Annotated in this window: 14 protein-coding genes and 1 tRNA gene; 7 read left to right on the forward strand and 8 right to left on the reverse strand. The window is 65.9% G+C overall.

What is annotated here, in order from left to right; all coding sequences use genetic code 11:
* Positions 1–108 precede the first annotated feature (108 nt).
* Positions 109–1011 carry an MBL fold metallo-hydrolase gene (locus tag IEY28_RS16440; RefSeq protein WP_189000307.1) on the forward strand — a complete coding sequence of 301 codons (903 nt, stop codon included), beginning with the start codon at positions 109–111 and terminating at the stop codon, positions 1009–1011.
* Between the two features lie 90 nt (positions 1012–1101).
* Positions 1102–3048, forward strand: a complete 1947-nt coding sequence (locus tag IEY28_RS16445; protein WP_189000310.1) for a cation:proton antiporter domain-containing protein — start codon at positions 1102–1104, stop codon at positions 3046–3048.
* On the opposite strand, the gene IEY28_RS16450 is transcribed toward IEY28_RS16445, so the two are convergent.
* Positions 3045–3494, reverse strand: coding sequence for a PaaI family thioesterase (locus tag IEY28_RS16450; RefSeq protein WP_189000313.1), 450 nt, complete (start codon positions 3492–3494; stop codon positions 3045–3047). The two genes, IEY28_RS16445 and IEY28_RS16450, sit on opposite strands and share 4 nt — an antisense overlap.
* Positions 3495–3763: 269 nt before the next feature.
* Between IEY28_RS16450 and IEY28_RS16455 the strand changes: the two genes are divergently transcribed.
* The gene (locus IEY28_RS16455) at positions 3764–4804 is read left to right on the forward strand and encodes a TrmB family transcriptional regulator (protein ID WP_189000316.1); all 1041 of its coding nucleotides are present in this window, start codon (positions 3764–3766) and stop codon (positions 4802–4804) included.
* A gap of 1 nt (position 4805) precedes the next feature.
* Here IEY28_RS16455 and IEY28_RS16460 read toward each other — a convergent pair whose 3' ends face one another.
* Complete coding sequence (locus IEY28_RS16460) at positions 4806–5474, reverse strand: DUF47 family protein (protein ID WP_189000318.1); 669 nt, start codon at positions 5472–5474, stop codon at positions 4806–4808.
* A 75-nt stretch (positions 5475–5549) separates the two neighbouring features.
* A complete protein-coding gene (locus IEY28_RS16465; protein WP_189000321.1) occupies positions 5550–5999 on the reverse strand; it encodes a hypothetical protein in 450 nt (149 codons plus the stop codon).
* A 172-nt stretch (positions 6000–6171) separates the two neighbouring features.
* Here IEY28_RS16465 and IEY28_RS16470 point away from each other — a divergent pair, with 172 nt between their 5' ends.
* On the forward strand, positions 6172–7212 hold the full coding sequence (locus tag IEY28_RS16470) for a TrmB family transcriptional regulator sugar-binding domain-containing protein (RefSeq protein ID WP_189000325.1): 1041 nt from the start codon (positions 6172–6174) through the stop codon (positions 7210–7212).
* A gap of 184 nt (positions 7213–7396) precedes the next feature.
* Here IEY28_RS16470 and IEY28_RS16475 read toward each other — a convergent pair whose 3' ends face one another.
* On the reverse strand, positions 7397–8791 hold the full coding sequence (locus IEY28_RS16475) for a PAS domain-containing sensor histidine kinase (protein ID WP_189000328.1): 1395 nt from the start codon (positions 8789–8791) through the stop codon (positions 7397–7399).
* 114 nt (positions 8792–8905) lie between these two features.
* On the opposite strand from IEY28_RS16475, the gene IEY28_RS16480 reads away from it, so the two are divergent.
* Both IEY28_RS16480 and IEY28_RS16485 read left to right on the forward strand, forming a co-directional pair.
* Positions 8906–9277, forward strand: coding sequence for a VOC family protein (locus tag IEY28_RS16480; protein WP_189000331.1), 372 nt, complete (start codon positions 8906–8908; stop codon positions 9275–9277).
* Between the two features lie 39 nt (positions 9278–9316).
* Positions 9317–9580 (forward strand): DUF7577 domain-containing protein, encoded by a 264-nt coding sequence (locus tag IEY28_RS16485; protein ID WP_189000335.1) that lies wholly within the window; start codon positions 9317–9319, stop codon positions 9578–9580.
* Positions 9581–9841: 261 nt separating this feature from the next.
* Here IEY28_RS16485 and IEY28_RS16490 read toward each other — a convergent pair.
* The 4 genes from IEY28_RS16490 to ilvA all read right to left on the reverse strand — a co-directional run bounded on the left by IEY28_RS16490 (position 9842) and on the right by ilvA (position 11780).
* Positions 9842–9923: transfer RNA gene (locus IEY28_RS16490), tRNA-Ser, on the reverse strand.
* 28 nt (positions 9924–9951) lie between these two features.
* Positions 9952–10155 (reverse strand): DUF7981 family protein, encoded by a 204-nt coding sequence (locus tag IEY28_RS16495; protein WP_189000338.1) that lies wholly within the window; start codon positions 10153–10155, stop codon positions 9952–9954.
* The gene (locus IEY28_RS16500; RefSeq protein ID WP_189000340.1) at positions 10155–10532 is read right to left on the reverse strand and encodes a Rid family detoxifying hydrolase; all 378 of its coding nucleotides are present in this window, start codon (positions 10530–10532) and stop codon (positions 10155–10157) included. Before IEY28_RS16500 ends, IEY28_RS16495 begins: the two co-directional genes overlap by 1 nt.
* A gap of 36 nt (positions 10533–10568) precedes the next feature.
* Positions 10569–11780, reverse strand: a complete 1212-nt coding sequence (gene ilvA / locus IEY28_RS16505; RefSeq protein ID WP_189000444.1) for a threonine ammonia-lyase — start codon at positions 11778–11780, stop codon at positions 10569–10571.
* A gap of 290 nt (positions 11781–12070) precedes the next feature.
* Here ilvA and IEY28_RS16510 point away from each other — a divergent pair, with 290 nt between their 5' ends.
* Positions 12071–13705 carry a potassium channel family protein gene (locus IEY28_RS16510; RefSeq protein WP_189000356.1) on the forward strand — a complete coding sequence of 545 codons (1635 nt, stop codon included), beginning with the start codon at positions 12071–12073 and terminating at the stop codon, positions 13703–13705.
* Positions 13706–13808 lie beyond the last annotated feature (103 nt).

Here is a 13808-nt window from a genome sequence, read left to right on the forward strand (position 1 = left end):
CAGAAAGCCCCCACTCGCTGTTCGGCGTCGTCCCGTCGGGACGACGACGACCGACGGCCGTTCCCGGCGAACACAACCGTTTTCTGCACCCCAATCACCACCCTACCTATGGCAATCGGTGACGTGTACGAGGCCGAGGCGTGCGAGGACGTCTACTACGTCGACACCGGGATGTACGACGTGCCGGAGTACGGATCGGTGTACATCGTCGACGCCGAGCGACCGGCGCTGGTCGACACCGGTCTGGGCACCAACTACGAGCGCATCCTCGATGCGATGGCCGAAGTGGGTCTCGCACCCGAGGAGTTGGAGGTCATCGCGCTCACGCACATCCACCTCGACCACGCCGGCGGGGCCGGGTTTCTGGCCGAGGCGTGTCCGAACGCGACGGTGTACGTCCACGAACTCGGCGCCCGGCACCTCGTCGATCCCGAACGAATCTGGGAGGGGACGAAAGGTGCCGTCGGGGACCAGATAGAACACTACGTCGAACCGGAAGCGGTTCCCGAGGACCGTCTCGTCGAGGTCAGCGGCGGCGACGAAATCGACCTCGGCGATCACACCTTCGAGGTAGTCCACGCGCCCGGCCACGCCCCGCATCAGGTCGTCTTCCACGACCCGACGATAGACGGCGTGTTCACCGCCGATGCCGCGGGGATCTACACGCCCTCGACCGACGAGATGCACGTCACGAGTCCGCCGGTGAACTTCGACCTCGAACAGGCACTCGCCGACGTCGAGACCATCGCCGAACTGGACCCGGAGACGCTGCTGTTTGGCCACTTCGGCCCGGCGCCGACCGGCGACAAACTCGACGTCTACGCGGAGATGCTCGCCGACTGGGTGGCCGCCGTCGAGTCGAAACGGGCGGAACTGGGCGACGACGACGCGGTCGTCGACCACTTCGTCGAGACGGTCGAGACGCCGGACATCTGGGGCGAGAGCAAGGCCAGCGCGGAGGTGGCGATGAACGTTCGGGGCATCATCGTCGCGCTCGACCGAGACGACTGAGAGTCGAAGCGGGCGACAACGGTACGTTCGGCCGGAGTGAGTGCGTTTATACAGGGGGGTACCCTTGTCCGGGCTAGATGGAGGACAGCAGTGGCTGGTAGCTCGACACTCCTGATTCCGTTGGTTGCCGGCATCATCGGGCTGGGCGTCCTCGCACAGGTGCTCGCCGCCCGACTGCAGGTTCCGAGTATCATCTTCTACCTGCTGGTCGGCGTCGTCATCGGCCAACCGGGACTGGGACTCGTCGGGAGTGAGACGTTCGGCGGTGCGCTGTCGGCTATCGTCGGGCTAGCCGTCGCCATCATCGTCTTCGAAGGCGCGTATCACCTCCGGTTCGAGCGCATCCGCGAGGCGCCGACGGCGACGTTCCGACTGGTGACGCTGGGGGCCGCCATCGCGCTGGTCGGGACGGCCGTCGCGGTGAAGTTCGCCTTCGCCGAGGAGGCCGTTTCGTGGAACCTCGCGTTCCTCGTCGGCGCGCTACTGGTCGCGACGGGACCGACGGTCATCACGCCCATCCTGAACGTCGTCCCGGTCCGTGACCGGGTCGCGACGGCCTTAGAGACGGAGGGCATCGTCAACGACGTGACGGCGGCCATCATCGCCGTCGTCGTCTTCGAGACGGTCAACCCCGGGGCGAGCAGCGAGGGCCTGTTGCAGGCGTTCGCGCTCCGACTCGGGACCGGCCTGCTCGTCGGTCTCATCGTCGCGGGCCTGCTGTACTACCTGTTGCAGTACATCGACCTCTCGCCGGGCGACGCCCCGCGGAACTCCCGCCTCCTGGTCTTGGCCGGCGCGCTCGTCGCCTACGCGGCCGCAAACACCATCGCGACGGAGGCCGGCGTCGCCGCCGTCGCCACGGCCGGGATAGCGCTGGGGAACGTCGACCACCCCTACGAGGAGGACATCGAGGCGTTCAAAGGCGACATCACGCTGCTGGTGCTCTCGTTCGTCTTCATCGCGCTGGCGGCCCAGTTGAGTCTGGACGCCCTCATCGACGTGGGACTGGCCGGCATCGCCGTCGTCCTCGCCGTCGCGCTGATCATCCGGCCCGTACTCGTCTTCATCTCCACCGTCGGCGACCGCTTTACCCGAGCCGAGAAGCTGTTCGTGAGTTTCGTCGGGCCGCGCGGCATCATCCCGGCGTCCGTCGCGACGCTCTTTGCGGTGGAACTGAACAGCGTCGCGGGGGAACTTCGGAACGAGGCGGCCGAAGCGAGCGGGCAGGAGGCGACCGAACTGCTGGCGCAGGCGGACCTGCTGACCAGTCAGGCCGAGATTCTGCTCGGAACGGTGTTTCTGGTCATCTTCGCGACCGCCCTGCTGGAAGGCGGGCTGGCGCGATACATCGCGGAAAAACTGGACGTGATACCAATGCGAGTCATCATCGTCGGCGGCGGAAAGGTGGGCCGGGCGCTCGCCGAACGCCTCGAAGACCGAGGCGAGAACGTCGTCATCATCGAGGAGGACGAAGAGATAGTCGAACGAGGGCGCAACGAGGGGTACACCGTCGAAATCGGTGACGGTACCGATACGGACGTGTTGCGCTCTGCAGGCGCCGAAAACGCCAAGACGATTGTGGCCGCCACGGGCAACGACGACGCGAACTTGCTGGTCTCACAGCTAGCGAGTTCGAAGTTCGGCATCGACCACGTCATCGCCCGGGCGAACAACCCGGACAACGTCGAGGCGTTCGAAGACCTCGGGGTCCGCACAATCTCCTCGGCGATGGCGACGGCGTGGGCCATCGACAACCAGATAGAACGGCCCGCCATCGCCCACTGGATGACGGACGTGGGACGGACCGGCGACGTACAGGAAGTCGAGGTCCGCAACGAGGCACTCATCGGCGAGGCCGTGCGTGACATCGGGCCGATGCTCCCGGAAGCCTGTCTCATCGCGCTCGTCAGCGGCGAGGACCACACGGAAGCGCAGGTGCCGACCGCCGACTACGTCCTGCAGAAGGGCGATATGGTGACGCTACTGGGTCGCCGAGAGTCGGTGCGCGACGGTATGCGGATGGTCGGTGGCGACTAGTCGGAGAGTTTTTCGACCGACTCCGCGTCGACGCCCTCGGTCCACGGGGACTGCCCACCATCGCCGTCGGTCTTGTACGTCCCGCGAGCACTGGCGACGTGGTGGTCGTCAGCGTCGTACACTTCTACGTCGACGACGGCGACGCTCCCGCCGTTTCTGACGACCTCGGCCGTCGCTCGCAGGTCGTCCGTCGCGGGCGCGAGATAGTCGATACGCATGTCTACCGTCGGGGAGATACGCTCCGAGAGCGAGACGACGGCGGCCCCGCCGACGGTGTCGACCAGCGAGTACGTAACGCCGCCGTGGGCGATGCGAGCGTTGGGATTCGAGGAGTGGGCGTCGCGTAACGGGAGGCGTGCCTCGGCGTGTCCGTCACCGACGTCGGTTAGCTCTATCCCGAGTTCCTCGACGAACGGGATGTCGTTGAACAGGGCCTGCAGACTCATACCGAGCAGTGTACCGCCGTCCGTATAAGTCACAGCGAACGCGAAACAACCGAAGAGACGTGGTCGATGGTGTGTCCACCGACAGGTGCCATGCCTCGTCGTCCGCCGTCGTCAGACGACGACGAACGCTGACAGCCCCCGGCACCGGCAGTATGGAACGCATTACGTGTAAGTATTTCTATTATTTCTCTCATCAGATATACAACGACATCGCAAAGGCGGCAAAGGGGTACCTCTTTGCCGACTGGATTGCAGGACCCACTAGAGGCATGGGGCCACTCATCGACCAACTCGAACAGTTCGGCTTCTCGCAGACGGAAGCAGAAACCTACCGAGCGGTGCTGGAACTCGGTCAGGGGACAGTCGGTGAGGTCGCGACCGCGGCGGACCTCTCGAAGGGGTACGCCTACGAGGTCATCGGTGACCTGCAGGAACGAGGCGTCGTCACCGTCGACGACCACCTCACACCGACACAGGTCAGAGCCCAACAGCCAGAAGAGACGGTACGGGACCTGGCGGCCGGCCTCGACCGACTGGAGTCGTCCCTGCGAACCCACTACTCACACACCGACCCGGACCACCCCGAGGTAGAGGTCGTCAAGTCACGTCAGCCGGCCGGCAGACGGCTTCGGCGGGCAATCGATGCCGCCGAGACCGAACTGTACCTCTCGGTGCCGTACCCGGCGCTGGAACGGGTCGTCGACGCGCTCGAAGCGGCCGTCGGCCGCGGCGTGTTCGTCCTGCTGTTGCTGAGCGACTGTGGCCCGGCGTCCGTCACCGACGGCGTCGAGGGCCGGGTCACCGCGGCCCGGCGTTGTCCGTGCGACATCCCGTTCGTGACGATGACTGACGGCGGCACGGCGATGGTCGGTGACGCCGGCGTGCTGTACGGCGAACACGACCGGTCGGAGTTCGCGCTCCTCGTCCGCAACAGCCCGAAACTGTCGGGCGCGATCGGCGCGTTGTTCACGAACTTCTGGATGAGCACCAGCGATGCCTACGTCGCCCCGCCCGACGACCTGCCGGCGACGTACGACAGTTTCAGCGAGGCCGTCTTCCAGACGACGTTGCACCTGCGGGGGGGAAGCGACCTGTACGCGACGGCCGAGTTGCTGTCCGGGGCGACTATCGAGGGCCACGTCGTCGACGTCGAGCAGAGCCTGTTAGGCCCGATGACCGCACAGTTCCCGCTGCAGAACACGATCGTGCTGTCGACGGCGGACGGGACGGTGAGCGTGGGCGGCCCCGGCGCGTTCGTCGAGGAGTACAGCGCCGGTGTGGTGCGGTTGCGGCGAGCGGACGACAACTGAGTTACCAGTCCCCGCTCCAGCAAAATCGGAGGTGATCTGCGGCGTCTTCGACGGCGTCGGGCACCGTATCCAGCGACCGTGAGAGGTCCCGGACGAGCAGTGCGTCCGCGACAGCGAGGTCGTCGAACGCCCGCGAGGTGACCGCGTGGCGGCGGTCGTCACACTGTGATTCGATACCCGCGATGCGGTCGACGGTCCCCGAGACGTGGGGCGACGGACCGGCGGTCGTCAGTGACTGGACGTAGCCTCGCGTCGTCGAGACGAGGAGCCGAGTCGCTCTGGCCGCCAACGCGGCGACGTCGGTAAACGTCGCGAGCGTCTGCGGGTCGAGTTCGGGCGAGACGGCATCGAGGTCACGGACGAACGTCTCGGCCGCGTTCGGTATCTCGTCGATACAGGCGTACAGTTCCACCAGCGCGTCGGCCCGGAGGTAGACGTCCGTGAAGTTCGGTGTCGCTCTGGCGATGTCGGTCCGGAGCGACCGGAGATGGTCGTCACAGTCCGACTCGCGGTCGGCGAGTCGCGTCGTCAGTGCCTCGCGCCGCGCCGGGTCGTCGTCGTACGCGGCGAGTATCTGTGGCAGCAACAGGACGCAGTCGGCGACTGCATCGAGATAGGTCGCCGTCCGCGTCGTGACGGTGTCCGCGTACTCCGCTGTCGGTATTGCCATCACCGACCTGTTTCGAAATCCCAGTTGAAAACGCTACTATGACCGATATATAGCCGTACAGCGACCGGCCGAGAGCTATCCGAGCGTCGTCGTCATCGACCCGCCGGTCGGTCGCTGGTGCGACAGCGACAGCGGTTCGATCCTGACCGTCCCGCTGGACGTCGCGGTAAATGGCACGAGCGTCGGTCGGAACGAGTCTGGAACCGTCAGCGACGGCGCGATGCGGTGCCACGTCGTCCCGTCCGTGCTGTACCGGCCGACACACCGGCGGCCGGTCAGTGTCAGTTCGAGCGTGACCGGGAGCGAGACGTCGAGCGTGGTCGTCGGGTCCGGCGGCCGCGAGGGCGACGCTCCTCGGCCGATGGCGACCCCGTGGGCCGGTGACGCCCACACTGCGACGATACTCGGATCGTCGGCGGCGCTCTCACCGTCTCTGAGTGCGATGCCACCACATCCCCACGGGTCTTCCGCCGCGGCGCGAACGACCCTGACGACCCCGACGACGTTTGGTTCGGTATCGTCCATCCGACCACCTCCCCCCAATTGCCCACACATACCACACCGGTCACAAGGCGTGATGAAAAATGTTTTCATAAATATTATTGGAGAATTCCGCCAGAGATGCAATCAGCGAGGGCTACCGGAGAAACCGCGTGAACGGTGCAATAAAGAGGGTCGCTGTCCTCGGATGGCGTAAATGGATTCGACAGTCGACCGCCTGACGCAGTTCGGTCTCTCCGATACGGAGGCAGAGACCTATCTCGCGGTCCTCGAACGGGGATCTGCGACGGTCGCAGAGATAGGGTCTGCGACGGACATCTCGACGGGGTACGTCTACGACCTCGTCGAGAGCCTCGCCGAGCGCGGATTCGTCGTCGTCGACGACCACCGGACGCCGACGCAGGTACGTGCCGTCGACCCGGAGTCGGCCATCGAGTCGATGACCGAGGAACTGACCGACCTCGAATCGAACCTCTCCGAACGCTTTACCGACACGAAACGTGACTACCCGGCTATCGAACTCGTTCGGGCGAGACAGACGCTCTATCAGCGACTGGAGACGCTCATCGACGGGGCCGACGAGGAGATATTCATGATGGTGCCGGCCCCCGTCGCCGACCGCCTCACCGAACCGCTCGGACGGGCCCGCGACCGTGGGGTGTTCATCGCCCTCTTGCTTGGCGGGGAGGACCACGAGACCGTCGACCGGACGGCCGAGGTCGCAGACGTCGTCCGGACGTGGGAACCGCCGGTCGAGAGCATCGTCATGATAGACAACGAAGTCTCGGTCACCAGCGACTCCTCGCTGTTGCGGGGCGAACACCGCGACGGCGACTACGGCCTCGTCCTCGAACAGAGTCCGAAGGCGTCCGGGGCCATCGGGTCGCAGTGGTTCAACTTCTGGGCCGCCGGCGACGAGGTCGCCAGCGCGGACCCGCTTTCACTGCCGGCCGAAGACCTCTCGTTCCGACACGGGGTCTTCGTCGCGACCAAACACGCGGCGGAGAAAGACATCGAGGTGACGGTCGACCTCTTTCCGGGGCAGGACTACGGGACGCTCACCGGCACCGTCGCCGACATCAAACAGGGACTGCTCGAACCGGCCACCTACGACTTCCCCGTCCAGAACACGCTCGTTCTAGACGTCGACGGCGAACAGGTCAGCGTCGGCGGTCCCGGGGCGTTCGTCGAGGACTACTCCGCGAAGACGGTGACAGTTCGGGAACAGACGGACTGAGCGGCGACGCCACTCGCGTTCACGGGCGCTTTGGGTCCTTGTGACGGCCGGTGGTGCTCGTTGGCTACGCGCGTCACCGTGTTCATCGCCGGGTGCGTTCGCGTCGCTCGCACACCGCTCGGTCGTGGTAGCGGCATCAGTGTCAGCGAGGCAGAACGTCCCACCGTCGCCGTGCGGTCGTCGCCTACAACGCTCGTCGCAACGAGATCGTGACAGTGTTGCCGCTCTCGTCGGCGGTGTGGTCGATGCTCCCGCCAGCCAGGTCGACGATCCAGTAGACGAGCCAGAGGCCACAGCCGCGGCTGTGGTTGACAGCCGTCATCTCGTGATCGCCGAGCAAGACTCGCCGGTCGTACTCCGGGATAGGCGGAGCCTCGTCGGTGACCGACAGTTCGACGTCGTCAGCCGTCGTTCGGACGCTGACGGTGACGGTCGGGCGGTCCGAGCGGGCGTGACGGATACCGTTCTCGACGAGTTCGGCGACCGCGATCGACAGTTCCCCGGGCCCCTCGACGATGACAGACTCCGAAGCCGCGGTGTCGATGGTCGCGTCGGGGTACTGGTCGCGGAGGGGTGCGACCGCGTCTCTGACCGTGGCAGCGACATCCGTCGTCGTGGACTGTGGCATCGTCGTGAGGACGTTGACGATGTCGCGTTGCTTCTCGGCCGTCTCCAGAAGCGTCTCGCCCGCCCGCCGAATCATCGCAGTGCGGTCCTCGCGTTCGCCGTCGAGGTCGGCTTCTAGAGCCGCCGCGTTGCCGATGACGACGTTCAACTGATTGCGGACGTTGTGCCGGAGGAAGTTGTCGATGACGAGCAGTTGGCGTTCCCGACGGCGCCGGTCGGTGACGTCTCGGCTGAACCCGGCGATACGAACCACCTCGCCGTCCCGAACTATCGGTTCGCCTTGCACCCAGAGCCAGCGGTTGTAGTCAGTCGACGGGTTGACTCGCATCACCAGGTCGGTCTGAACCCCGTTCGAGAGGCGCTCCATCGCTTCTTCGGCGACCTGCCGGTCCGGCGGGTACACGGCCTCGAGGAAGCTCTGTGGGTCGCTCTCCAGTTCTTCGATGGGGCGACCGAAGACGTCCTCGTAAGCCGGGTTACAAAACAGGAGTTCCGACCAGTCGCCGTCGAACATCCACAGCACGTCGTCGGTCGTATCGGCGAGTTCCTGCAACCGCTCCCGCGTCTCGCGGCGGTCGCGCTCGGCCTCGACGCGGTCGGTGACGACCCGCGAACTGACGACGTACCCGCTTAGCTCCGAGTCGGTCAGGTTCGACATCCGACTCTCGAGCCAGACCCACGACCCGTCGCTGGCCCGGTGGCGGTAGGTCGCAGTGTCGGCAAGGAACGCCTCGTCAGTCCTGACGATCGACTCGAACTGCGCCTGTACCTCGGCGCAGTCTTCAGGGTGGATGTACTCGAAGACGTTCTGCCCGACGAGGGTGTCGGGGTCGAACCCGAGGATACGCTCGGCGGCGGCGTTTACGTACGTGTACGCCCCCGATTCGTCGAGCACCGCGATCTTGTCCTGCGTGTACTCCAGCAGGATCGCCGAGGGGGCCGTATCGTTCATTCTACTCACGTACTCGTAGCGAAGACCCAAAGTACCGGCGGCGAGCACAGTGCTCGCGGGGACTCGGCGACACCGACCGGTACAATCATTCCACAGGCGAGCGAACGGCGAGCCATGGACCTCGCACACGTCGCCGTCTGCGTCTCGGACCTCGACCGCGCGATGGCGTTCTACGAGGCGCTCGGCTTCGAAGAGACCCACCGGTTTACGCTCGACGGCGTCGAGAACGTGTACCTCGGTCAGGACGGTGATCCGTCCCTCCAGTTGCGCTACGACGCCGACCGAACGACGCCCATCGCGCCGACCCGGGCCGACGTCGACCACATCGCCTTCACCGTCGACGACGTCGAGGCGCAGTTCGAAGCGGCCGTCGACGCCGGCGGCGCTCCGGTCCTCGAACCGACGGAAATCGAGGCCGCAGACGCCTACGCCGCTTTCATCGAGGATCCCGAAGGATACACGCTGGAGTTCTACCGCACCCAGTAGCCCCGATGGGGCTACCCGTCTTCGGCCCGTAACGCCGCCATGGTCACGCCCGGAGAGATGTACGTCCTCGTCGTGACCGGGTTGGCGTTTATCGCCCTCGCCGTGGCGATTCCGGTCTTGCTCCGTATCGTCGTCGACGGCCGCGAGCGGTGGCGCGAGGGGCCGCCAACCCACGCAGACGAGGGGGAGACCCCCGGCGAGGGCGGCCAGTCAGCCGACCCGGATCGCCCGCGATGCCCCCACTGTGGCACCGAGAACGACGCCGACTTCGTCTACTGTCGGGTGTGTCTAGAACAGTTGTGAGCGACGCGAGCACGCCCGACGACGAAAAAGGTGGGACGCCAGGACTGGGATTTGAACAGATGGTAGACGTTCCGGGCGTGCGGCCTCACTGGCTCACGGCGTTGCCGTTCGCCTATTCGAGACCCCTCGCTCCGCTCGCGTCTCGTATCGCTCGGCCGTTCCGGGGCTGCGACTACCGTGCGCAAATCCCAGTCGCCACCGTTTCAGGACTGCTGGCTCGTTCGTCGCTGCCGCTCCTCACTCGCAGTCAGTGGCAGAAAGCGCCAGGACTGGGATTTGAACCCAGAATCCCGAAAGGGAACACGCTTTCCAGGCGTGCGCCTTGCCGTTCGGCCATCCTGGCACGCAACCGAGTGTGCGTGGTCGGTCGGTTAAGGGCTTTCGTTTCCGGGCAGACGGCCGTCGACCGCGTAGGTGAGAACAGTGGCCGCCACAGCGACGAGGAGGGTAACGCCGACCTTGGCCCCGACCGAGACGGGCGTCGCCGCGAGTAGTTCGTACCCCTGCAGGAGGACGAGGAAGGCGAGACCGGCGACCACGCCCCACAGGAGGCTGGATTTCGTCTGTGCGTCCATCACTTCGTGGCGACGGCCTCGATCTCGACGGCGGCACCCTTCGGCAGGGCGTCGACGGCGACGGCCGACCGGGCGGGCGGGTCGGTCGCGAAGAACGTCTCGTAGGTGGCGTTCATCTCGTCGAAGTCCTCGATATCGGCCAGATAGACGGTCACCTTCAGCACGTCGTCCACGCTCGTTCCCGCCTCGGTGAGGACGGCACGGAGGTTCGAGAGGGCCTGTTCGGTCTGCTCGGCGACCGACGCCTCGTCGCGCATCTCGCCGTCGGGTGTGAGCGCTATCTGGCCCGAGGTGAACACGAGGTCGTCGGTGGTCGTCGCCTGACTGTACGCGCCGACGGCAGCGGGCGCGTCGTCGGTGTGGACGGTCCGTTTCATACTGGCAGGGGTCGCGCCAGCCGTATAAAACGACCGTCAGACCAGCACTTCGACCTCGTAGCCGTTCTCCCGCAGGGCTGCAAGCAGTTGGTCGACGTGGTCGGGGCCGCGGGTTTCGAGGTCCAGTTCCACCTCGGCGTCGTTCATCGCCACGTCGCGGTTGGTGCGGTCGTGTTCGATGCCGTAGATGTTTATCTGTTGGGCCGAGAGAATCTGGACGAGTTCCTCTAAGGCACCGGGTCGGTCCTTGAGGACGGTCCGTATCTTCAGGTACCGACCCGTCTCGACGAGGCCGCGCATGATGACGTTCGTCAGCGTATTGAGGTCGATGTTCCCGCCACACAGCGCCGGGACGATGGTCTCGTCGTCGGCGTAGTCGAACGTCTCCTCGGTGACGGCGGCCAGCGCGACGGCGCCGGCCCCCTCCGCGAGCGTCTTCGAGCGCTCCAACAGCGTCGTCAGCGCCACCGCGATCTCGGAGTCCGAGACCGTGACCACCTCGTCGACCCGTTCCGTGATGACCTCGAAGGTTCGTTCGCCGACGGTGCGGGTGGCGATGCCGTCGGCGATGGTCTCGACGCCGTCGCGTTCGATGCGGTGGCCCTTCTCTAGGGACTCGGCCACGCTCGACGCGCCTTCGGCCTGTACACCGACCACACGGATGTCCTCGTCTTTGCCCTTGAGTGCGGTAGCGATGCCGCTGATGAGGCCGCCGCCGCCGATGGGGACGACCACCGTCTCGACGCTCGGAAGGTCCTCGTAGATTTCGAGGCCGATAGTCCCCTGCCCGGCCATCACGTAGTCGTCGTCGAAGGCGTGGACGTAGGTTCGACCCTCCTCGCGCTCGATTTCGTGGGCCTTCTCGGCGGCCTCGTCGTAGTCCTCGCCGTGGAGGACCACCTCGCCGCCGTAGCTTCTGGTCGCCTTCACCTTCGAGATGGGGGCGTGTTTCGGCATCACGATGGTCGAGTCGACGCCGATGCGGGTCGCAGCGAGGGCGACGCCCTGTGCGTGATTGCCGGCGCTGGCCGTGACGACGCCGTTCTCGCGTTGCTCTTCCGAGAGCGTGGCGATGCGGTTCGTCGCGCCCCGAATCTTGAACGAGCCGGTGCGCTGGAACAGTTCCAGTTTCAGGTGGATATCGGCGCCGGTCATCGCGGAGAACGTGTGCGAGTAGTCAAGTGGCGTGTGCCGGGCCGTCTCGGCGACCCGGTCCTGAGCGGCCAGTACGTCCTCGAAGGTCAGCATGGCCCCGCCTACTCGCTGGTGCGTGTTATACTGTCGGGCCACAGCGCTCACGGCGACGGCGTCGGCGGAAAACGGGTGGGGAGCGTGTGACTGCGGTCGAATCGAGCGTGCGAGAACACTTAAACTCCGTCGTAGCGGAGCGAAAGTGTAACCGCACGACAGAGCCGCCGTCGATCGCCCGTCAGCCCGGTGTCAGACGGCCGTCGGACCGATACCGGCCACACGGGCGAATCAAGCCGTCGTCGCGGCTGTCAGAACTGTTTTACACCGCCTCGGCAACTATGTGGTAGATGGATACCTGGCAGCGACGGACGCTGTTGTACGTCGTCGGACTGGCCGGGATCATGCTCGGCTACGCCGTCGCCTACGACTACGGGATGAGCGCCTTCGAGAACGACCCCCGGAGCTTTCTGGAGTCGGTGGCGTTCGTCGTCGAGACGTTCACCACCACGGGGTACGGCTCCGATGCGTCTTGGGAGAGTACTGGTATGCGGCTGTTGGTTATCGTGATGCAGATAACCGGCGTCGTCTCGATCTTCCTCGCCCTGCCGGTCCTCCTCTTTCCGCTGTTCGAGGAGGCGATGGAGACGGAAGCCCCGAGCCACGTCGAGCAATCTCTCTCGGACCATATCGTCATCTGCCACTTCACGCCGCGCGGGGAGACGCTGGTGACCGAACTGGAGACGTGGGACGTCGACTACGTAATCGTCGAACCGGACCGGGACCGGGCCGACGACCTCTACGACGAGGGGTACCACGTCATCAACGCTGACCCCCAGTCCGTCGAGGGACTGAAACAGGCCCACCTCGAAAGTGCGCGAGCGCTGGTCGCCGACGCCTCCGACCAGGTCAACACCAGTATCGTCCTCACCGCCCGCGAGGTGGACGAGGCGGTCCGGACCGTCAGCGTCGTCGAGGAACCAAACCGAGCGAAGTACCACGACTTAGCGGGCGCCGACGCCGTCGTCTCGCCGCGACAACTGCTCGGCGAGAGTCTGGCGAGCAAAGTCACGACCGGCGTCTCGACGACGCTCGGCGAAGACTTCGAAATCGGCGTCGACTTCGACATCGCCGAACTCCCCATCCACCGCGGGAGCGACCTCGTCGGGACGACGCTGGCCGAGAGCGGCATCCGCGAGGAGACGGGCGTCAACGTCATCGGGGCGTGGTTCCGCGGCCAGTTCGTCAGTCCGCCCGGCCCCGACGCCGAACTCGACGGCAGTACGGTCCTCCTCGTCTCCGGGACGGCCGCCCAGTTAGAGCGGCTGAAGTCGAAGACCCTCTCCAGCGTCCGGGGGTTCCGGCGCGGCCAGACGGTGGTCGTCGGCTACGGCGAGGTGGGCCAGACTATCGCCGAAGAACTCGCCGTCGCGGGGGTCCCCTACACGGTCCTCGACCGGACCGAGAAGGCCGGCGTCGACGTGGTCGGGGACGCCACCGAACCCGACGACCTGCGGGCCGCCGGCGTCGAGGACGCCCGCACGGTCATCCTCGCGCTCTCGTCGGACACCGACACGGAGTTCGCCACGCTCGTCATCCGCGATTTGAACCCCGAAGTGGAGGTCATCGCCCGCGCCGAGGAGACGGAGAACGTCAAGAAGATGTACCGGGCCGGCGCCGACTACGTCCTCTCGCTGGCGACGGTCAGCGGCCGGATGCTCGCCTCGACGATTCTGGAGGACGAGAACGTCATCTCGATGGACCAGCAGGTCGAAATCGTCCGGACCGACGCCGGGCACCTCGCCGGCGATACGCTGGGCGAGGCCGACGTGCGCTCGCGAACCGGCTGTACCGTTCTCGCCGTCGAACGCAACGGGGCCGTCCTCACGGACCTCGGCCCGGACGTCGAAGTCGAGTACGGCGACAAACTCGTCATCGCTGGCACCGACGACGGCGTCAACCTGTTCACCGACATCTACAACTGACACGCCCTCGGGACGGCGGCGAGCGTCGCTGACGGCCGCGGAAAGCCCCCACTATCCTGTCAATTCTGTGTATACTATTGAGGGTCGCCGCCGTCCCCCGGGT

It is taken from the genome of Haloarcula pellucida (genome assembly GCF_014647235.1).
Lineage (GTDB): Archaea > Halobacteriota > Halobacteria > Halobacteriales > Haloarculaceae > Haloarcula > Haloarcula pellucida.